The 19492-nt window shown below is 53.4% G+C and carries 28 protein-coding genes, 2 tRNA genes and 1 pseudogene; 7 read left to right on the top strand and 24 right to left on the bottom strand.

Translation table 11 applies throughout. The features are described 5' to 3' along the window. Window positions 1-399 (top strand): annotated as a pseudogene (locus tag AXA67_02065) (integrase). An 864-nt stretch (window positions 400-1263) separates the two neighbouring features. Further along, entirely contained in the window at window positions 1264-1791 is a 528-nt protein-coding gene (locus AXA67_02070) for a hypothetical protein (GenBank protein KXJ39341.1), read from the top strand. A 6-nt stretch (window positions 1792-1797) separates the two neighbouring features. Here the strand turns inward: AXA67_02070 and AXA67_02075 are convergent, their stop codons facing one another. The 4 genes from AXA67_02075 to AXA67_02090 are packed head-to-tail and all read right to left on the bottom strand — an operon-like array spanning window position 1798 to window position 6161. Continuing rightward, window positions 1798-2958 carry a hypothetical protein gene (locus AXA67_02075; GenBank protein KXJ39342.1) on the bottom strand — a complete coding sequence of 387 codons (1161 nt, stop codon included), beginning with the start codon at window positions 2956-2958 and terminating at the stop codon, window positions 1798-1800. After that, the gene (locus tag AXA67_02080; GenBank protein KXJ39343.1) at window positions 2948-3709 is read right to left on the bottom strand and encodes a hypothetical protein; all 762 of its coding nucleotides are present in this window, start codon (window positions 3707-3709) and stop codon (window positions 2948-2950) included. The genes AXA67_02075 and AXA67_02080 overlap by 11 nt, the downstream gene beginning before the upstream one ends. Continuing rightward, window positions 3706-5109 (bottom strand): hypothetical protein, encoded by a 1404-nt coding sequence (locus AXA67_02085; protein KXJ39344.1) that lies wholly within the window; start codon window positions 5107-5109, stop codon window positions 3706-3708. Before AXA67_02085 ends, AXA67_02080 begins: the two co-directional genes overlap by 4 nt. Then, window positions 5106-6161 carry an alpha/beta hydrolase gene (locus AXA67_02090; protein KXJ39405.1) on the bottom strand — a complete coding sequence of 352 codons (1056 nt, stop codon included), beginning with the start codon at window positions 6159-6161 and terminating at the stop codon, window positions 5106-5108. The genes AXA67_02085 and AXA67_02090 overlap by 4 nt, the downstream gene beginning before the upstream one ends. Before the next feature lie 169 nt (window positions 6162-6330). Here AXA67_02090 and AXA67_02095 point away from each other — a divergent pair. Together AXA67_02095 and AXA67_02100 are read left to right on the top strand one after the other, a co-directional pair. Next, window positions 6331-6407, top strand: a tRNA-Pro gene (locus AXA67_02095). Window positions 6408-6412: 5 nt separating this feature from the next. Then, window positions 6413-6486, top strand: a tRNA-Arg gene (locus AXA67_02100). A 179-nt stretch (window positions 6487-6665) separates the two neighbouring features. On the opposite strand, the gene AXA67_02105 is transcribed toward AXA67_02100, so the two are convergent. Further along, window positions 6666-7013 carry a hypothetical protein gene (locus tag AXA67_02105; protein ID KXJ39345.1) on the bottom strand — a complete coding sequence of 116 codons (348 nt, stop codon included), beginning with the start codon at window positions 7011-7013 and terminating at the stop codon, window positions 6666-6668. A gap of 88 nt (window positions 7014-7101) precedes the next feature. Here AXA67_02105 and AXA67_02110 point away from each other — a divergent pair, with 88 nt between their 5' ends. Beyond that, window positions 7102-7317, top strand: a complete 216-nt coding sequence (locus tag AXA67_02110; protein KXJ39346.1) for a hypothetical protein — start codon at window positions 7102-7104, stop codon at window positions 7315-7317. A gap of 114 nt (window positions 7318-7431) precedes the next feature. On the opposite strand, the gene AXA67_02115 is transcribed toward AXA67_02110, so the two are convergent. The 16 genes from AXA67_02115 to AXA67_02190 form a co-directional block, all read right to left on the bottom strand. Continuing rightward, window positions 7432-7887 carry a hypothetical protein gene (locus AXA67_02115; GenBank protein KXJ39347.1) on the bottom strand — a complete coding sequence of 152 codons (456 nt, stop codon included), beginning with the start codon at window positions 7885-7887 and terminating at the stop codon, window positions 7432-7434. Window positions 7888-8082: 195 nt separating this feature from the next. Next, on the bottom strand, window positions 8083-8892 hold the full coding sequence (locus AXA67_02120) for a hypothetical protein (protein ID KXJ39348.1): 810 nt from the start codon (window positions 8890-8892) through the stop codon (window positions 8083-8085). Continuing rightward, window positions 8889-9086, bottom strand: coding sequence for a hypothetical protein (locus tag AXA67_02125; protein ID KXJ39349.1), 198 nt, complete (start codon window positions 9084-9086; stop codon window positions 8889-8891). Before AXA67_02125 ends, AXA67_02120 begins: the two co-directional genes overlap by 4 nt. Next, window positions 9079-9522, bottom strand: a complete 444-nt coding sequence (locus AXA67_02130; protein ID KXJ39350.1) for a hypothetical protein — start codon at window positions 9520-9522, stop codon at window positions 9079-9081. Before AXA67_02130 ends, AXA67_02125 begins: the two co-directional genes overlap by 8 nt. 63 nt (window positions 9523-9585) lie before the next feature. Next, window positions 9586-9873, bottom strand: coding sequence for a hypothetical protein (locus tag AXA67_02135; protein ID KXJ39351.1), 288 nt, complete (start codon window positions 9871-9873; stop codon window positions 9586-9588). Between the two features lie 8 nt (window positions 9874-9881). Further along, entirely contained in the window at window positions 9882-10307 is a 426-nt protein-coding gene (locus tag AXA67_02140; protein KXJ39352.1) for a hypothetical protein, read from the bottom strand. A 2-nt stretch (window positions 10308-10309) separates the two neighbouring features. Then, on the bottom strand, window positions 10310-10678 hold the full coding sequence (locus tag AXA67_02145) for a hypothetical protein (GenBank protein ID KXJ39353.1): 369 nt from the start codon (window positions 10676-10678) through the stop codon (window positions 10310-10312). Window positions 10679-10687: 9 nt separating this feature from the next. Continuing rightward, on the bottom strand, window positions 10688-11086 hold the full coding sequence (locus tag AXA67_02150) for a hypothetical protein (protein ID KXJ39354.1): 399 nt from the start codon (window positions 11084-11086) through the stop codon (window positions 10688-10690). After that, window positions 11083-11757 (bottom strand): hypothetical protein, encoded by a 675-nt coding sequence (locus tag AXA67_02155; GenBank protein KXJ39355.1) that lies wholly within the window; start codon window positions 11755-11757, stop codon window positions 11083-11085. The genes AXA67_02150 and AXA67_02155 overlap by 4 nt, the downstream gene beginning before the upstream one ends. 3 nt (window positions 11758-11760) lie before the next feature. Next, entirely contained in the window at window positions 11761-12189 is a 429-nt protein-coding gene (locus AXA67_02160; GenBank protein ID KXJ39356.1) for a hypothetical protein, read from the bottom strand. A gap of 161 nt (window positions 12190-12350) precedes the next feature. Then, window positions 12351-14333 carry a hypothetical protein gene (locus AXA67_02165; GenBank protein ID KXJ39357.1) on the bottom strand — a complete coding sequence of 661 codons (1983 nt, stop codon included), beginning with the start codon at window positions 14331-14333 and terminating at the stop codon, window positions 12351-12353. Continuing rightward, a complete protein-coding gene (locus tag AXA67_02170) occupies window positions 14326-14979 on the bottom strand; it encodes a hypothetical protein (protein KXJ39358.1) in 654 nt (217 codons plus the stop codon). The genes AXA67_02165 and AXA67_02170 overlap by 8 nt, the downstream gene beginning before the upstream one ends. Before the next feature lie 119 nt (window positions 14980-15098). Continuing rightward, complete coding sequence (locus tag AXA67_02175) at window positions 15099-15443, bottom strand: hypothetical protein (protein KXJ39359.1); 345 nt, start codon at window positions 15441-15443, stop codon at window positions 15099-15101. Next, on the bottom strand, window positions 15436-15654 hold the full coding sequence (locus AXA67_02180; GenBank protein ID KXJ39360.1) for a hypothetical protein: 219 nt from the start codon (window positions 15652-15654) through the stop codon (window positions 15436-15438). The genes AXA67_02175 and AXA67_02180 overlap by 8 nt, the downstream gene beginning before the upstream one ends. A gap of 9 nt (window positions 15655-15663) precedes the next feature. Further along, the gene (locus AXA67_02185) at window positions 15664-15852 is read right to left on the bottom strand and encodes a hypothetical protein (GenBank protein ID KXJ39361.1); all 189 of its coding nucleotides are present in this window, start codon (window positions 15850-15852) and stop codon (window positions 15664-15666) included. Then, the gene (locus tag AXA67_02190) at window positions 15849-16388 is read right to left on the bottom strand and encodes a hypothetical protein (GenBank protein KXJ39362.1); all 540 of its coding nucleotides are present in this window, start codon (window positions 16386-16388) and stop codon (window positions 15849-15851) included. The genes AXA67_02185 and AXA67_02190 overlap by 4 nt, the downstream gene beginning before the upstream one ends. Before the next feature lie 294 nt (window positions 16389-16682). Here AXA67_02190 and AXA67_02195 point away from each other — a divergent pair, with 294 nt between their 5' ends. Together AXA67_02195 and AXA67_02200 are read left to right on the top strand one after the other, a co-directional pair. Next, entirely contained in the window at window positions 16683-16943 is a 261-nt protein-coding gene (locus AXA67_02195) for a hypothetical protein (GenBank protein ID KXJ39363.1), read from the top strand. Between the two features lie 13 nt (window positions 16944-16956). After that, window positions 16957-17268 carry a hypothetical protein gene (locus tag AXA67_02200; GenBank protein KXJ39406.1) on the top strand — a complete coding sequence of 104 codons (312 nt, stop codon included), beginning with the start codon at window positions 16957-16959 and terminating at the stop codon, window positions 17266-17268. On the opposite strand, the gene AXA67_02205 is transcribed toward AXA67_02200, so the two are convergent. From AXA67_02205 to AXA67_02215, 3 genes are read right to left on the bottom strand one after another with little or no spacing between them, the layout of a single operon-like run. Continuing rightward, on the bottom strand, window positions 17257-18036 hold the full coding sequence (locus AXA67_02205) for a hypothetical protein (GenBank protein KXJ39364.1): 780 nt from the start codon (window positions 18034-18036) through the stop codon (window positions 17257-17259). The two genes, AXA67_02200 and AXA67_02205, sit on opposite strands and share 12 nt — an antisense overlap. A gap of 8 nt (window positions 18037-18044) precedes the next feature. Then, window positions 18045-19004, bottom strand: a complete 960-nt coding sequence (locus AXA67_02210) for a hypothetical protein (protein ID KXJ39365.1) — start codon at window positions 19002-19004, stop codon at window positions 18045-18047. Then, window positions 19001-19255 carry a hypothetical protein gene (locus AXA67_02215; protein KXJ39366.1) on the bottom strand — a complete coding sequence of 85 codons (255 nt, stop codon included), beginning with the start codon at window positions 19253-19255 and terminating at the stop codon, window positions 19001-19003. The genes AXA67_02210 and AXA67_02215 overlap by 4 nt, the downstream gene beginning before the upstream one ends. Between the last annotated feature and the right edge of the window lie 237 nt (window positions 19256-19492).

Consider the following 19492-nt stretch of genomic DNA (forward strand, 5'->3'; position numbering starts at 1 on the left):
AAACTGGGGGTAGCGACGTCACTCAGTCGCCCGGCAGTGAGTAATGACAATCCTTATTCCGAATCCCTATTCAGGACACTTAAATATACGCCTGAATATCCCTCACAGCCCTTTGAGACAATAGCTGTTGCCAGGGAATGGGTAAGCGGCTTTGTGGACTGGTACAACCACCAGCATCGGCATAGTGGTATTCAATTTGTCACACCGGCTCAACGCCATGACGCTAAAGATCAGGCGATATTAATTCAACGTAAGGCGGTCTATGAGGCTGCTAAAGCACGAAACCCCAAACGATGGAGTCAACATACCAGAAACTGGGATTGGCAACCTGACGTCTGCCTAAATCCTGATAAACAGAATGATTCGCGCTCAGTCAACAAGCTCAATATCATTCATTAATTTTCAACTTTTGGCGACAGTTACTTTGACATTTACCGACAGAGCCAGGGGATGCGTGAGCAGAAAGACCATGCTAGTGATGATCTACAAGCTGGGTATGTGTGCCGAGAAAAGGTGGCGGCGCATCCGCGGATTTGACCAGCTTGCCAAGTTCATCGAGGGCGTGAAATTCAAAGATGGCATCGAGATAAGCGAGATGAACGAACACACCGAGGAGAACAGGAATGCCGCCTGATTAGCCATTCCTGATACACCAGATTTGACTATAACTCCTTCACGCCTCAGCGTCCCGGTTGCAAAATCCTTTCCATGATAGAATGAACCGAATATAAATTCCTTGTATTTTCTTCCATATCGGTCATCGAACTCTACAAAAAACTCTCTTCCGCACCTGACGACAAGGCACGGGCCCGTATCATTGCCGAAACCTTCTAAGCATTAGAAAAATGTTATCCCAACCTCTCCGATATCGCTAATGGTTTGTGTGACACCTAATTTTGTGGTTATGCCATAGCTAAAATTCTGGTATAACTGTATTGTAAGTTGCTCATGCCATTATGCTTTTTCGTGAGCACATAATGATACTTTCTGAGTGCTGATGAGTCATTTAGTGCTTTACAAATACACAGCGGGTATTTTTTAATTTTTGATGCTTTGGTCTACTCCTTAAAACTTGTTTAAAATAGCTCTATGGATACTGAAACTACAGACACCCCCACATCTCGATCTTCATTGAAATCAAATTCAGTAGAAAACAGAAGGGATCGTGTCAGAGTATCACGCAGATCTTCTCATTCTCACAGAAAACGGACCAAATTGATCTATGGATTGTGGACGGCTGTTGGAATACTTTTTTCAGTATTGATGTTTGTTTCCGTTAAGCTAAGCATGTATGCAAAGGAAGTTACCGAGCTGAACATGATAGAAAAAAAGCAGTCTCGGGAATTGGAGCAAATGCGGCCCAAGCTGGACCAGCTAAAAAAAGAAATCGATGAGCTTGTCATGGGGCGTTTGCCTTCGCTACATAAGCTGGAATTCGATAAGGTAATTCCAATTAAGGAAAAATACGTGCGCAATATCATTTTTACCCTGATAGGCCACGAACAAGATAGGAATTATGAATATAAGATGACCTTAAAAAACGACACGCTGACGGCGATTCATCCCATTGTCAAAATCCTTTTTTTTGATCGCCTGGGGATTCAAGTAGGCTCATCAAGTATCGGGCTTGACGAAAATGGATTGCCGACATTGGACGTGCTTGATCGAGGGGAAGTGCGCTCCTATAATTCCGTGGTTAAATTATCCGATGGTAGGCGGGCGGAATACTTTATGATCCAGGTGGATTTGCCCGAATACCAAAAAGTCTCTCAGGATCGACCCATTCACTAAGCTGATCTAGTCTATTCGGGGCAGCGCTAACTTGCTGGTATCGGCAATAGGCTTACGGTTAGGTAGGGATTTTTTAAGTTTTTTAATAAGCTTTTCTGCGGTCGCCCTGTAGGCAGTCAGTTTTCCTCCATAGAGCGTTATAAGACGTGGCTGTGTTGAACGGTCAACCCAAAATATGGTTTCCCGTGGCCGAGAGAAAGCGCCTTCCTTTCCCGCAGGCAAAACTCTAAGCCCGGCGAAACTTTCCTGAATATCTTCCAGAGCTCTTGATTCCTCGAAATAGTGGTTGTAGACAGCCAACAGATATTCAATTTCCTGGGGCAGAGGCGTAACTTGGGCAGGATCTCCTTGGTACGGAGTTTCCGTTGTCCCTACAAGAATATTATCCCGCCAAGGCATGACAAAGACAGCTCTTTGATCCTGAGGGGCTTCCAGATAATAAATATGTTTCAAATGGCCTGGAATCTGAATATGGGTGCCTTGGACTAAATCGATGGCATAAGGTCTTTGAGGTGGGATGATTTTAGCCAATACTTCATTGGCCCACGGGCCGGCAGTGTTTATGATCACCCGTGTTTTGATTTGCTTCCGTCCTTCCGGGGTTGAAAAATCCAGAGTGCAGCCATGATCATAAACTTCGCCATGTTCGAAGCATGCTTGAAAATAGATTTCCGCGCCCAATGATGCCGCTGAAGCCAGCACCGCTCGAGTCAGGAGGGCATCGTCCGTTTGGGCATCGTAGTAACTGAATAATGCCTGCAAATCCTGTTTGCGCAGCCCATCTAAGTCATCCCAACGGTGTTTGGGAATAAAATAAAATGGTTTAAAACTGAATATCGAGTAAATCGCCAAACCAAGTGCTATTTTCCACGGACGCCTGTGGGTTTCGGGGAAGACAGGAATGCGAAAAGGCACCATGCGAACCAAATGGGGTGCATTTCGGAGTAACCGAGCGCGTTCTTGTAAACACTCCCAAACCAAGTGGAATTGACCTGTCTCGAGATAACGAAGACCGCCGTGTATCAATTTTGAGGAGCGGCTGGAAGTCCCGCGAGCAGGTTCGGGATACTGTTCCAGAACCAGCGTCTTGTAACCTGCTGCCGCCGCGGCTTGGGCTGCTCCCGCGCCATGTATGCCAGCACCAATGACTACAACATCATAATCCATGATGACACGCTTTTTCCACCAGGCGGGGATCGCTCAACATACCTCCAATGTCTGCGGTTTCAATTAGTTCAGCCCCCTTATCAGCCCAGGACAATGCCAGCTCTGGATTCATAAGGTCGTAGATCATCCAGCGCCATGGTCCTTGCCACAGAAGCTGCTTTTGGGGGATTTTGCGTACATTGCAGATCAATAACTGCGGCTGGATTGCCTGGGCTTTTACTTTATGGTTGTTGTCATACCGATGAAGCACCCAACCAACAGGCCAGCCCCCTTGTTGGTGGGCGAAGACTAAAACTTCATCCTCATAGGAAATTAAAACGCATTGTTGTCTATAAGGTTCCAAGGCATTAAGCAGGGGGCCCAGGACGGTTTTAAGTCCCCAGCGGGTAATACTCTCTTCTTTTATTTCCACCAGTGCACATGCCTTGGGACAGCGTTTCAATAATTGCAATGCTTCTGTCAGTCGTGGAATAGGCGTAGGAAAAAAGCGTTCGCCAAAACGGTTTGGCTCGTGCACGCTAAATTGGCTTAATCGTTCTGCGGTCGATTCAAATATGCTGACATCTTTACCTGCCGTTCGTTTGAGAGTGGCATCGTGGAGGAGCATGTATTCTCCATCGGCCGTCATTTGGAGGTCAAATTCGAGTATGCAAGCACCCGCCCGCAACGCTGCCTCCAAGCCAATCAAGCTGTTTTCAGGGTAACAATGCATGTAGCCGCGATGGGCAACAAGGGTGGGGATATTCGTCATTGCCGGTATTGTTCCAGAAAATGGCAGAATTGGCGATAGCGCAATTCTAACCCGGGATCAGGCCGGGGCGTGAATAGGTTGTTTGTCACTGTCAATCTCCAGTTTTCCGGACATCCAGCGGCCAGCCAAGCAATGCCCCGGGCAGTCGTTTCCGATTCCCCTAGGCGCTCTACTGCCAGATGAGTAAGATTAGCCAATAATTGACACAGTGCATCCGCATTGGCCAAGCCGCCACTGACATAGAGCTTGGAAATTGGGGCTTCTTGATTCATCAGTTCAAGATTAGCTTGAATCATAAAACCAATACTTTCCACAATGGCCACCACACGCCTGTCAATAGTAAATTCATGATCGTCGCCCATGAACTTAGGTTTCAGATTATCCCGCCACCATGGGGAACCCAGGCCGCCAATGGTATTGATAAAGACAGGAGGATCTTTCACCTGCTCAAGCCAGTAAGATAATTGCTGGTAGAAATTCTTGATACCCCATTTTGTTTGCGCCCAATCCAAAGCATTGCCAGCGCCATTAATCGTAGCTTCACGAAGGTAACAGGTACGACGGGAATCACTATAGGCAATCCCGGTAAGCTGGTACGGACTGGATTTTGGCGCAGGGCCGATATCCCGCAGGATAAAGGCGCCGCTGCCAAGGTTGATCAAAACGCTGTCTGGTGGCAATTCCCCCGCACCGAAAAAGGCCGCGTTTTGATCGCCATTTACGGCAAGCACGGGAATATTCGTGCTCGCCAACAATCCATATTCACAACAAATCGGGGAGCACTGAGGCAAACAGGTTTCAGGGACTTGAAACCATTCCAACAATTGAGGTGACCAGTTAAGGGTCGCAAGGTCCATCAATTGCGTGCGTTGGGCATTGCCGTGATCTATTGTGAAGGGGTGGGTTTCGAGCAAATGAAATATCATAAAGCTCGTCAGCGGGGAGAGCCTCAATTGATCATATTTCCCATGATTATCCGCCAGCCAATCGAGTAACCAGCGAAGCTTGCTGGCACCATAATAAGGTGAAAGCGGAAGTCCGCTGATTTGGCGGATTTCCGCTTCATGAATCTGCAAATCCTCGATTAATGCTGCGCTCCGCACATCCTGCCAGCTCAATGCTGGACTGATAGGTGTGCCATCTTCGTGCCAGGCCAAAACCGTGGAGCGTTGGGTGGCGATGCCGCAAGCAGAAATAGAACCCGGATTGGAAGCGATGACTTGGTGGATCACCGCTCTTGCCGAATTAACTATCTCCTGGGGATTTTGTTCAACGCGTCCATTGTCAAAACGGGAAATTGCAACATTTTGCCGAGCCTGGGCAATTTGCCGGCCTTGGTGGTCGTACAAAATTGCGCGGCTGGCATGGGTGCCCTGGTCAATGGCCAAGTAAGTATTCACGGTGAAATTTCAGGGCAAAGCTCATTTGCTTGCGATGGCTCTGCAGAAGCGTGTTTGGCCAAATATCGAGAACGCAGGAACTGAGGAATCCGTTGCTCCAACCAATAGTATCCTTTGCCCGGTACCGTTCCTTGAATGAATCCCACATGGCCGCCACCAGCAGTAATCTCCATGGCAAAACTTGGGGAGGTTTCTTCAGGCGGTGGAATGACATCCGGTATCATGAATGGATCGTCTAGGGATTGAATCAGCAGTGTTGGCACCTGGATATCTCCCAAAAACCGGCGGGAACTGCATTGGCGGTAATAGTCATGCACGTCTTCAAAAGGATAAAGCCCGGCAATCACCCGATCATCATACTCCCAAAAGGAGCGAATAGAATCCAGTTCGCCTAATGCCTTTAACCGCTTGGCTTCTGCATGAAAACCTTTTTTTTCGAGATAGCGGATTTTTTGGGCTATATATTGCTTCAATTCCCCAATCAATCGATTGCGGTAGATTCTGGAAAACCCCCGGTCCATTGTGTCCGCGCACAGATGCAGTTGTAGCGGCACCGACACCGCACACGCGGCAAATAAATCTATTGTTTTTTTCCTTTCTCCCAGCCATTTCAACAACACATTGCCACCGAGAGAAAAACCCACAGCTGCTTTGGGAGCCCCCGGTTCTAGATGGAGTAGATGGCGATAGACAAAATCTACGTCATCAGTTTCACCCGAATGGTAACAGCGAGCAGTACGATTTGGCGTTTTTCCACAGCCCCGAAAATTCATCGCCACGCTGCGCCACCCCATTTGCAATAAAGCCCATTGTTGTCCTTTAATGTAATGGGAATTGAAACTTCCAGCCAAACCATGTAACAGCAATACCAAAGGCCCAGCGCCGCCACCGCACCAAGCCAGTTCCAGAAAATCGCCATCTGGCGTTTCCAGAATTTGAACGCGGCGTGGCGGTGGTGGCAAACGCCGGGTGAAAGTAGGCCATAAGGTTTGCAGATGAGGGTTATTCAGCCACCATGCCGGTTTGAAAGAAGTTTCGAGAATGACGCCCATTTTTTGGATCAATGACTGGAGTTGAGAATATTTTCATGCAAAATGTGGTTGAGATCGAATCTATATGGATTGAACCTTGCCGTTATCGAAAATTCAAAAAAATTGGCGCAACAAATCCTGCTTTGACCAGACTCAAAAACAGTATATAATGCCGTTTTCAATTTTTATTCGGGGCATAGCGCAGTCTGGTAGCGCGCCTGCTTTGGGAGCAGGATGTCGGGGGTTCAAATCCCTCTGCCCCGACCATCCCAGCGCCTGTAGCTCAACCGGATAGAGCATCGGCCTTCTAAGCCGAGGGTTGCAGGTTCGAGTCCTGCCGGGCGCGCTTACATTTCAAAGACTTAAGTGAATCATTTCCAGTAAGCACGTTTCTTCTCCGGTTTATATAAGCATTATGTAAGCGAATTAATCAAAAAAAGCTTCGTCAGGTACTCCTGAGAAGCTTTTTTATTGGAATTGTGCCAGCGCTTTTTAGTATCCACTCCGGTTGCCGAATCGGTCACCTTAAGCAGCTTCGTCGTTATTATTACCCTCCTCCTTTCGCCGTTGATGAACGGCTATTGCTTCGTTCCACATGCTTTTCATTTCCGCCTCAATGAATCTGGCCAGAATCTGCTTGATAAGCGTTTGGTATCCGATTCCGTTATTTTTTGACGCCAGATACTTGAGGGCATCGATCATCTGCTGTTCCATCCGAATGGAAAACAGTTTCGTTCCGGCAGCGCGGTCTATTTGTTCCTGAATATCTTCATTTGAGACCTTTTCCACAAAGGCTTCATCCGCGCCAAGCTTCCTGGCTTCCCATGCTTCTTCGGTACTTGGAATCTTCCCGTGTTTTTCATTTTCATTCATCGTCATGTCTACTGTTCAATCGCCCCCGTTCGCCCTAACCGTGCCTTCTGTATATACTTATCTTAGGATATCAATATACTTTTTCGCCATGTTATTTTTGCCTAGTGAACGTTATGTCTCCCCACCGCCAAGACGCCTTGGCAAAAGCCATTCTTTTCCCTGGCTGCCTGTGGCGATAGTGGTCATCCTCGTTTATCCGCCCGTGGCGGGTTGGATGTTGCTAGCTCTGTTTCTGAGCCCCTTGATTGGTTTTGGCATTGGTTTTCTGGAAGGGTTGATCGGTACGGTTCCACGCCGGTATTGATGGCTTAACAGCCAGGAATGCTTTTTGGGAAATCCAAAAGCCACCTTATATGTCGCGGAAAGCGGGGCCACCCTCTATCAGGATTGATATTGCTTGAAGGCTTTTTTCAGGTCCTCAAGCGCGTTTGCCTTCATCCATGATGATAATCCTCACCTGGGATTCGTCTTCCGCCGTTATCACCTGGCTGGCGATGGCCAGGGGTATCTGTTCCAGCCGGTTGCGCAAGACGTTGACGCCGTTCAATATGGTGTCGCAAACCAGTTCTATCTCGATCAGCCGCCCGGCGCGTTCATCCATCTCCATTTCCACCTTTCGCCGCTGGGCATTGAGCAACTTGGCCCGTTCCTCGGATACGGAAAGATGTTGTTGATGCAGGCCTTCGGAGGGGTCGGCGTAAATTGCCCGCAAGGCTTCGGGAGGATGGTAATAATGTGTGTTCCTGGACACCTTGACCGGCTTGATTCTGGCGCGTTCGAGACGGCGGCGGATGGTATGGCGGGCGCGGCCGGTCAGCTTCTCCAGATCGCCCAGGGTGAGGTGGGTGAAAAGGTCGGATTTTTTAGTCGCCATCGGCATAACTTAATAATAAAATCGACTATCTACACAGTGCACGGGGCTCTTTGTACCCTCTCGCGCCCCCCTCCAGGAAGGACCCGCTGATATCATCATAAAAATCAATAACATGCACAAAAGACAGCCGGCAGCCATGAGAGACCGCCGGCCTGTGGTCCGTGTCGTGGACCAGGCGCGCTCAGGAGACAAGCGCTAGAGACTCAGTTCGTTCATCTTTTTATTCACTTCGTCGCTGTCCAATGGGAACAGCTCGTTCAGTTTGAATGGCATTCCGAGCTTTTTATTCAGGGCGGCATAAAGGGTTATCTTGTCTTTTAACCCGGTCAACTCTTTCGATAGTCTCGCTTTTTCCAGACGCGCCCGCGCCATCAATCCCGCCTCCTTTTTCGCGGCCAGCGCTTCGGTGATCTGTTCGATCTCCCCGGCCAGGGCGGCGATTCTGTCGTTCTGATTTTCCAGGGAAGCTGATACCGCCCGCGCTTCCTGCTGGAGCGCCGTCTCTCTCGATAAGTCTATTTTGGCCTCCGGGTTGGTGGTGAGCAGGTCCGCATTGGCCTGGCGGGTGGTATCGATCGCCTGATTCAGATTATCCAGCCGTGTTTTCAGTTTCTCGATATTGAGCAAAAGTCTGTCGCGCTCCTGGCTGTGTTCCGCAAGCTTTTCCTCCAACGCTTTCACCGCCTCGCCAGCGCTTTTCACTTCCTCATCCGCTTTCAAAATTGCCTCGGCTTCCTGTAGTTCCACTTCCGCCGCGCGGATATCCTCGGGCAGTTTCTGCGAGAAGCCGTTGAGCACGGAGATTTCGTGGCGGATGATCTCCGCCCTTTCTTGCAAGGAGGCCCTGGCGCTGTCGTTCAGGACCTGCCGGTTCAGATTCTCCTGAATATCCTTTAGCTCCGCCTGCAACCTGGCGCGCCTGTCTTCGGTATCCAGCAACTGACTGGCCGCCGCCTCGATATGATCTTTCAGCGCTTTGGCTTTCTGCCGGTATTCCGTAATCAATCTACTTGCCATGGTCTATGCTCCAAACTCCATTCGTTCAGACATTGCCGCTCCACCCTCGCTGCGATGAGGATTCTGTTGGCCGATTCCAGATCGAAGCCGCGCCGGATCAATGCTTCGATCAGTAACAGTTCATTGGGTGAGGGGTTTACAGGTTCCGGTTTATTCATGGCGCCATGGTCGCATTCAGTCATGCGCGCGAGAAGCGGCTGCTTGCGCCTCGATGCGTTTGAGGGAGCGAATGCTTTCGGGGACATTGCCGCCGGAGACCCGGAAAGCCTGGAACAATTCCCGCTCGATCCGGCTGGCCCGCTTAGGTGGCTGTTCCAGATGCCGCCAGCACGGCCATTTTCTGGCGCGGAAGTGCTCGATCGCCTTGGCCAGGGCGGCATGACTTCCGGCCAGGTCCAGCGCCACCAGCAAGCGGCGGCGCACCTCCCGGCGTTTGATCCGGCAATGCAGGGTGTGCCTGCCGTGGCTGGTCAGCCCCAGGGCATGATCGAGGGAAGAGGCCCGCCCGGCCATGGCGCGCATGGCGCCGTTGGCGAACCATTCGGCCAACACCTCGGGCACCGGCTGGCCGGATTGAAGGTGGTGTATGAGTAGTGACAACTTATCGATGGCGTCCATCAAAAAACCGGCCTCCTCAGAGCGCCATAGAGCGGCGAAACGGGGTTGACCCAGGGTTTACCCTCAACCATGATTCAATGACTTACGCTGAATTCTTGTCAGGGACAGCGCCAGGATGCAGGTGGCGGCCAGATGCTTTTCCCTCTCCGCCGACCGGAGCCAGGCCTTGAAAACCCACCAGCCGTCCTCGTCCTCCCGTTGGCGCATGAGGGCCGTCAGTTGATACAAGCGTCCGCCGGTTTCCCGGTTCGCCCAGTCGATGAAATGATTGAGGGAATCGAATCGGGAAACGATTGCCTCCGCATGATTCCTCGCCCTTCTCAGTTGGATTGAATGGATGTTGTTCTCCATGGAAATCCTCAGTTGATGTGTATTTCGCGAATCACGGCGGCGAACCCCTCGACGCTCAACACGGCGCAATAGTCCAGGCTATCGCCGGCCGGAAGGTGGGAGTGAATTTCCGCCAGGGGGATAAGCACCTGCCAGGGTTGGCGGTCGGCACGATAGGCCAGGGCGGGAACCTTGCCGCAGCGCCTGGCCTGTTCCCCGGCCTGTCGCCACCAGTCCTTGAGGTTGGCGTGGGTCACCCTGGCGTGACGCTTCACCTCGATGGCGAACCGGCCCAGCGCCTCGGCCGCCGGGCCTTCGTCGTCGACCACCAAGTCATGGCCGCCGGCTCTGGACTGCGCCAGATTGCGCGTCAGCCGCACTCCCAGCCAGTCGAATAAAACGGCGGCAAATTCCCGTTCCGCGCCGGCGCCCTTGCGTCTTGATTTGGCTCCCATATTCATCCTTTCTTATCGTTGTGTCTCACGAAACCAGATTCGCTGTACACAACCTGCCGCCGCTTTCGCAACAATCGCCGGGCGATGGCAAAGCCAATCAGAGACAAGGCGGATATCAAAAACCATCCGACCAGCAAATCCGGCCATGCCGGCTGTGATCGCCACAGCGCCAAGCCGAATCCCAGGGCCGCCAGGCCGAAGACCAGCGCCAATTCGCCATCCGCCCCCATCCAGGGCAGCAACCTCCTGGCCGTCCGGGTGATGACGGCGGCAAGCCAGAGCATGGCGATGACAATGGCCACGGCGCCATGGCTGAAAGGCACGGCCAGCAAAACCAGCGCCAAAACCGTCAAATTGATATGCCTGTTCATAAGCGGTTCTCAAAAGGGCAATTCATCATCATGAAAAACCGGCGCCGTTGGTTGCTGATTCGGAGCTTGCCGTTTGCGCTTGCCGCCACCTGGGCGCACCGTCCTGGATGAAATAATCGTGTCGGCCATCAAACTGAAGCCGGCGCGCTCCTCGCCGCTGGTTTTATCCCGCCAGCGGTTTTGGGTCAGCCGTCCGGTAACCGCAATCATTTCCCCCTTGGCGTGTTTGGCCAAAACTTCCGCCTGTTTGCCAAACGCCAGTACCGAAACCCACAGGGTTTCCTGCACGTCGCCGTTATTCGGCGTCACGTCCACGGCCAGGGAAGCGGTGACCATCGGCTTGCCGTTGGCGGTGGTTCGCGGTTGCGGGTCCTTGGCCAGGCGTCCGTAGCAGCTCGCGTGGATCATCTCTCATTCCTATTAATAAGGGTTGCCAGCTTTTCCCAGCGCGCCAGCCAGGGAGTGGGATCCGGTTGGCTGAGATGGGCCAATTGGCCGCGCAGCATTCTCGGATGCCGTTCCAGATGCCGCCGCACCCGGTCAAAATCCTGTTTTCTGGCGGCAATGATTTCCAGCACCACTTTTTGTCCGGCATCGTGTAAGGCCTTGGCGTCGCCCCCATGAAAAACGGTGAGGGATCGGCACATCTCCAGAAACAAAACCCGCTCATCCAGGCTGCTGGCCGGGTGACAAAAGCCGGTCGCCAATTCGCCGGCATAACCGCCGATCACTTGCAACGTGTGTTTTTTGTATCGCCCCACTTCATGGACAACGTGGGCGCTGCTTCCATCCACCGCCTGATTCTCTCCCAGCCAGCGGCGGCTTTTTTTGAAAACCCGCAAAAACCGGTAGGGGGAGAGCCCCAGGGTATCGCCGACCACCCAATGCCCGGCCTCGTGAGCGGCCGCCTGGGGCCGGGTGCAGGGGTCCTCGCCGTGTTCCATCAGGATTTCCATGACACGCCGGGGGCTGAGGGTTAAAGGGTTGCGGTTGGCCGCCATCGCTTCAGGAAAAGCCGTGGAATCCAGCCCCAGGGTGGCGGTTTTGGCCAGGTGGCGGAAAACAAATGATTCAATCATGATCTACCTCGGTTCAGTTATTGCAGGTTTTGGATTCATTTTGCGCAGCCACGCGGCATGGGCATCATCCCTCGCCCGGACTCGGATGCATTCGCCGGAGGGTGTCCAACATTCGACAATGGGCCCGTTTCTGGCCGCCGTATCAATCGCCTCGGGTTTTGGCCGCATGTTCGTGACATGAACCCGCGTGCATCCCCATTCACCCTCGATGCGCTGATGCAGGGTATTAACGCCGCAGGTTGCGCACGGGCGGATCGCCAACCGGTTGCCGCCGTCGTTGGCGGCCAGGAGTTCGGCGATGATTTCCGCCTTGTGGCGTTTAAGGAATGCAATCTGACTGGCGGTGAGCTCACTGAACGGCTCGATAATCAGATTGTTGCCGTCGGTCTCCAGATGAAAACCGGCCTGATGGATGTGGGCCGCTAATGTCATCTCCAGCCTCCGATGGCTGGCAATATCCTTTCGACTTGCTCAAGCGCCTCCAACGCTTTAACAACGCTGGGGATGCTCTGATAATCTTTGCCGATGATGCCAATTCTGTAATCTCGTTTCGTCGTCATTTTCTACCTCGTTTCAAATGGGGGTCCCTCCATTCATATTTCTCCGATGTCTCGACCGTCGCCATTGGGTTTTGGAGGATTTTTTGAAATTTTTTTGTTTTTTTTTCGGGAAGGGGGTTTTTCATCCGTTACACCGTTACAATCCGCTTGTGGCGCGGCTTTCAGAGGTTTTTCAACCGTTACATCTTTGTTTTGTGTAACGGTTTGAAAATCGCTGTAACCCGCATGCTTTCTGGGTTGTAACGGTGTAACGGTTTGAAAAGGGGTAGTTAGAGAGAAAGCATTTTTTTCATGGTTCGTGACGGTTTCATCAGCGATATATCTGGCAAATGCGTCACGGAACCGATCAAATTCGTAACCTTTTGCGATGTCCGGCCCTATCCGTATAATGTGTGGCCGAATCCCGAATGGTTTGAGTAACCGCGCCAGGCTGTTTTGGGTCAATGGTTTTCCACGCCGCCATTCCGCCCACGGCGACTCTTCGATTTCGATCAAAGCGGCTACCAACTCGCGGGAAAACATCCGTTCGATACGGCGTTCTGTGAAAACAGTGCGGATGTCTCGCAGGATCAATGGCCCAATCCCGTCATCCTCATCCAATGTTTCCAGGCCGTTGAACGCCAGGCGGACATTAACCGGCCACTCGCCGCCCGCCGCCTCAGCGATGGCAAATAGTGGCAGCCAATTGTCCAACGCCCGGTCATTGCCGTGTTGCGGCATATCTGGATCAGCCCTTTTGAGTTTTTCGGCGTTATCCTCGGCCCAACGCACGCAGCGGCGGCGGATGGGCAGGCAGCGCTCATCGAGGTCCAGCGGCATGCGCTCGACTCTCTCGCTTGGCAGCTTGCGGCGCAATTGAATCACGATTGATCGGTCAACGATGGTGTCGGCAGGCAATTTGATCATGAAAATGGCCATGGGCGCCCAAGTCGAAAAACGTTTTGGCTGGTTGTCGTCGCCGTCGCAGCGAATCACGAATGCGCCGCGTTTGGTATGCCCGCTGTTAATGATCCCGCGCAAATCGTCGTTGTCAGCCAGGAAAGCGTCCGCCTCGTCAATTGTGATCGTCGGGTGAGCCATGTCGATGGTTCGGAACAGGGCGGCCGGCGTAATATTACTGGTGGGCATGGCCTGGCGCGCCACCGCTTCCAGAGTTTCCCGCAGAGTGGATTTGCCACAGCGTTTTTCCGGTGACGTAACCAACAGTTTTGGCCAGATGCGGAAAGAGTTGTAGATGTAGGTGCCGAGGGTCCACAACGCCAGCGCTTCAGCGGCATGATCCGGCAGCACCAGGTGCCGGGTATAAACGGCGCGGAGCTCGTCCAACAGAGCGGCGCCGTCCACCGGGTCCGGCCAGGGTTTCGGCAGCGGCGCCAATATACCGCTGCCCGCCGGAACCTCTTCCAGCTCCCGGCGGCGCTCCCTGACCGCGGCATCCAGAATCGACGGGCGCAGCCCGAAACGCCTCGCCATGGATTTACGGTAGGGTTCATATTCAATTGGTTTCAATTCAGCGAGGGCGTCTATGACGCGCTCCAGGCTCGTCACAGATTCCAGAACGGGTTTTTCCCAGCGGGAGGTGCCGGGGTCATTTGTTGCCGTTTTTGCATACATTATCAGCCTCTTGATTGTGTCTATCCCCTGGCAGTGGGCCAGATCGTTAAAATCCGTCAGGTCCTCGTTTTCCCGCCCCCCAAAATCCGGTACCGCCAGCGCGCCATCAACGGCGCGGGCAGCTTCCCCGGCCCTGGCCTGGCCGTTGCCGAGATCGGCCAAAATCACCAGATTGGCGCCCGGATAGCGCCGGCGCATCGCCTCGGCCACCGATTTCAGGTTGGCGCAGCTTAGAGTCGCCACCCCCGGCCAGCCGGTCGCCTCGCGGGCGCTCAAAACGGTGGCAATACCCTCGCCTATTAATAGGTGTGACGTCGATTCCGGCATGGCCTGGGCGGCCCACCAGCAGCCCGCCCTTTTGCCGCCGGCCAGGGCGGATTTGCGGCCGGTTTCATCAATCATTTCCAGGGTGGTGAATGCCCTCCCAATCCCCTACGGGGGCAATGAGAATATTCCCGTCCAGGTGGCCGGCGCGGCCCTTGGGGTGGTAGCCGATGAGTTCCACCAATCCTTTGATTGGTATTTGATACAGCGTCGGGAACGGGTTTGCCGGGGTTTGTTCATCCCGCTGGCAGGGGAGTTGTTTGGCGATGAGGTAGGGGTGTGAAATTTCGGCCAGGGGTGCGGCATCAATCACCGCGCAGGCTAATTTGGCCGCTTCGGCTTGTCTGGCCCGTCGGTCGCTACCCGGCGGTTTCGCGGGCGCTTTCCTGGGCGGCGGAGGGTCCATCCCATCGGCCAGTCCCAGCGTTTCCGCCACCGCTTTGAAGGATTCTGCCCGGTTCCAGCCATGGACGTGCTCGAGCAGTTGAAACCCATCCCCCGCCTGCTCCTGGCCGCCGCCGCCACAAACCCAGGTGCCGCGCCCCTCTAAATCGTCGAACCGGAACCGGTCCTGGCCACCACAGCCGGGACACGGGCCGTGCCGGTTTTTCAAATGAGAGGCATCAATGCCCAGGCGGGCGAGAATTTCCGGCCAGCGGCCCTGGGCAGCCGCGCGGATTTGGGAAAAATCTGGAAAAAAACTGAAACTTTGCTTATCATTCACTCGTCATCCTCTCGTTTTTCAAAATCGGTTTTTCTCGTTTGATACGGATCGCCAGGGGGTGGCGTTGATGATCGCGAAGTCCCCGGTGGAGTGGCGGCCACCGGGGATTTTTATTATCCTCAATCGGTTTCCGCCCGACACCCGCCTTTGGCCTGGTTCAATAAATGTGCTGTAAACTCTTGTACGGAAATCGCAACGCTAATCATGCTGGCGAATTCGTGCAACCCCCATAGGGCATTACCCAAATCCTCATCCTCCATTTCCTTGGATTGATGCGCCACCCACAGTATTTTGAGCATTGATGCTAAATTGCCGCAATTGATGTCGGGCGAGTTATGCCCATTAATCGAGCGTAAAATTGCCATTTCTTCCTCGGTAAAATCCCTCGGCAGTGATGTCATATCATCAGCAAACCGCTCGTAAAACGCCGTAATTGCTTCGATGGTGTTGGTGATTCTAGTCATGGATGTTCACCTCGCCGCCCAATTCCTGTGCCGCTTCCATGAGGAGTTGCCGGGTTGTGCGCATCGAATCCCTCGCCTGGATGAGTTTTCCTGACGGGTTATTTTGGTAACCGTCGATAAAAACCAAACCGTCATTCAGGTCATTGGCCAGGATTATCAAAACATCAACAAGTTGCATTTTTTCAGGTTCCAAAACGTATTCAGCCATCATGATTTCTCCTTAGAAAAACGGATTGCAATGAGCGCAGGGCGCATGCCCCAGGCGGAGGCGGACATAACGCTGGCCGTGGCAGTGTTTGCACGGGGTTTCAATTTCATTGCCATGCACCAATGCTGGCGCGCCATGGGAGGTTGCCGGGTTTGGAATGGATTGGCGTTTTGCCTGGCGTTGATTGGTCAAAACGCTCATTTTGCCCCTCCCAGCTCAGCCCCTTCATTTAGCGCCACACCCCACCGCCGCCGCAACTGCCGGGCGCCATCGGACCAGCTCCGCGCGGCAATCAATTCCGCCGTGCCACGGGGCAATAGTGCATCACCGCACTCCTGGCTGGACGGCCAGGTGAAATCTGCCTCCGGTTTGAATTGCCGAAGGCGCAGCGCCAGCCATTCGGTCATGGCTGGAAGAACTTCAAACGTCACCCACTTCCTGAAAGCCTTGGCTGCCGGCTTTCTCGATCTGAGAATCAGGGCATACAATCCTGATTCAGTGATGACATTGACGTTTGGGTTTCCAGGGGTACCCTCTCTAATAGTTAGGATTTTCCGCTCGTCATCATCCAAAATCTCCAGCGCTTTCGTCGGGTTTTGCAAACCTAGAACATCACAAACGTCTTTGGCCACAAACCACGTCACGCCATCAATATCAAATGCGCGGACGTTTCCCAGCTCTGGATTGGCAAAAATAATTGGGGTGCGCAGAGATGCGCGGTCAATAAAAGATTTCATGGTGTGGTCTCCTGTGCTCGTTTCAGAGACCGTCACCGCCGCTGTCAATCGGCATAAGGTGGCGGATTGCGCGGGGTTGACAGACCGGGCACAGGGACCGGCAGGCCCGAAGGCCTCCCCACACAATCCGCCGTAGAACGGGCATAAAAAATGCGCTCGAACGGCGCATGTGCGCCTGTGCTTCCGGCTGTCACCCCGGGTCACCTCTTTTGAAGTGACAATTTCAGTATAGATCACCTTCCAGCAATCCGGCAAGGCATTGACCGCACTTTTTTTTGTGACTACAGTCATACTATGGAATACGAATGGGACGACAACAAGGCGGCGGTCAATTTGCGCAATCATGGGGTGCCCTTCGATGCGGTTGAAGCATTTGAATGGGGTGATGCCACCATCCTGGAAGATGACCGCCAGGACTACGGCGAGCGCCGTTTTATCGCCTATGGACCGATTGGCGACCGCCTTCATTGTCTGGTTTTCACCCTGCGCGGCCCGAGGGTTCGGGTTATCAGCTTGCGCAAGGCTAACAGAAGAGAGGTGAACCGCTATGGCTAAAAAATCCTTGCACATGCCAACGTTGGAAGAAGACGCCGAAATCCAGCGCGGTATCGAGGCCGATCCTGACACCCGTGAACTCACCGACGAAGAACTCGCCCGTCTGCGCCCGGCCAGCGAGGTCGTGCCGGAAATCGTGGCGGCATACAAGGCGGGAACGCTCAAGCGCCGCCGGGGCCAGCGCGGCCCGCAGAAAGCGCCGAAAAAACGCATGGTCACCATCCGCTTCAGCCAGGAAGTGATCGAATATTTCCGCGCCACCGGCCCTGGCTGGCAAACGAGGATGGACGAAGCGCTCAAGGAGTGGATCAGCTCACGCGGCTGAGTCACCCTTTTCCTCCGGGGTGGCCTCCTCCTCCGATTCGATCACGCAATCGGCGTCAATCGCGTCGGATTGCTCGCCCCGCTCGGCGGCCTCGTCCAGCCCCACCGCCCTGGCCATTTCGACAGATACAGGCAGGTATTTGAACAGCCGCCGAATGACGGTTTTTTTCGCCATCTCTTCAAAATGGGTCACCCATGGCCCGCTTTTGCCGGCGGGGGATTGGGCGCGGATTTTTTCCACCTCGGCGCGGCTCATCACGTCAAATTGAAAACCGCCATCCTTGAGCCTGGCCACGGCGTAAACGAATGCCAATTTCCCCCGGTCGGCGGGGTCCCAGTCGGGTTGGTGAGTTAAATCCGGTTCCAAACCGAAACTCACATGGAATGTGTCAGATTCATAAACGCCCCTGGCCTCGATGCTCAGGACCTGGCCGGAACGCCTGGCCAGGTCAATCATGCCCCGGTAGCCGATGATAAACTGAACCTCGTTTTTGAATGGCATCAGCCAGGCGTGGCCCAATGATCCGCCGGGTTCCAGCCCCAGCTGGGCGCACTGCATCACCGCTGCCAACAGCGATTCTGGTTTGCACTTCGCTAACGCCGGAGTTCGCCGGATTTCGGTCAAAACGATGCGCGTCAACCGCTCCGGCGTCAGGTGTTGTGGGAGCGCCAGGGCGATTTGCGATTTGATTTTCGGATTCGTCAACAGTTGTTGAACAGTAGCGGGTTTGCCATCGCCGGTGACGGCGCGTTTCAATGATGTTGCCATAAAAACTCCTATTTGATGAGGAAGCGGCGGCTGCCGGATATATAAGTCGTGAATTTTTTGACGATCTCCTGATGGGCGCCCAGCTCACAAGCGATTGATTCCCAATCGATATATTTGCGGGTTTTTGTGGTTTTCCACGTGACAACAGGATGGCCGTCGATTGTGAGGCCTGAATGTTCCCCAATACGCACTTTTAATGATTCCGTCAGCGCATCGATTTTTTCATCCAGGGTTTTTTTCTCATCCCGCAATTGCCTCAATTGATTGAATGTTTCCAATGTTTCCGCATCCTGGCCGATTTCCACAAAATCGCCATCGTCAACGGGAAACATTTGCAAAATATCGGCGGTATTGATGGGCGGCGGCGGGATGCGCTCAACAACATATTTCCGCCAAAATTCCTCGGCCCTGGCCAGCATCGCCCGGATCGTTTCATCGTCGCGCTTGATTTTGCGAATAATGAATTTCTGGCCGCCAATCAACGCGGCAATATCAGCGCGGCCCAAACCGGTGATGGCCAAATACCATTGGCACTGCGCCTGATATTCAAGTGGCACTTTCTCGCCCTCATTCCATTCTCGCGATTTCCACGCGCTGGCCGTTTTGCATTCCAGGATTTTTTCTGCTCCGGCCAAATGGTCCCCGCGCCAAACAGCGCGCCGGCCCGGAATTACAACGGCCCGGTCAATGTGTGCAATCGCCCAATCGTATTTGGGATGTTTGAGAGTTTGATTAACCCGCTGGACGCGGCGGCCCGCGCGCTTTTGGTATTCCCTGGCGGTAACGTCTTCCAACATCTGCCCCCAGTAATTCGGTTCATTCCGCCCACTCTCATCCTCCGCCAGCCCCATTTTTTCCCGCCATACGTCATATGGCGTCCGCCAACGTGACAACCCCAAAACCGCTGCAATATCACTCCCGCCGATCCCGGCCCGGCGCGCCTGGCGCTGTTTTTCATTCAGACTCATTTGCGTTCACCAATGTGATTTATGGCGTTTTGAGTGCGTTCGAAAATTTCCGGCTCGCGGATTCTCCCCAATTCAAAAAATTTTTCCGGCGCGTTTTTCGGCCAAATCAACCAGCCGTTCGGCATTCGGCCAATCGGTTTGATCCCGTGGTAGGAGCCGTGCCGGCACAAAAAAACGCGGATTGAGGCTGGTTTCATTCCGATTTTGTCGGCAAATTCTTTGGTCGTTAAAAAATTCCGCATTGTTGCCATCCGGTTTTGTGTTACGCGGATCAATGTTCGCAATTGAGAATTAATTCCGCACGAGAAAGCAGTTTGAGGTGGTTTCTCGCGCACTTGCAATGTGGAACGGAGGGAGATTACAGGACGGTTCGGACGGTTATTCCGGAGCATGTGTAAAAACATTGCCGCCCGATATCAACGGCGATTGCGGCGACCAAATCGCGACAGGCAAAGAGTGTGACCGGTTCGACCGGTCGCAGAATCAGA

The organism is Methylothermaceae bacteria B42 (assembly GCA_001566965.1).
GTDB lineage: Bacteria > Pseudomonadota > Gammaproteobacteria > Methylococcales > Methylothermaceae > Methylohalobius.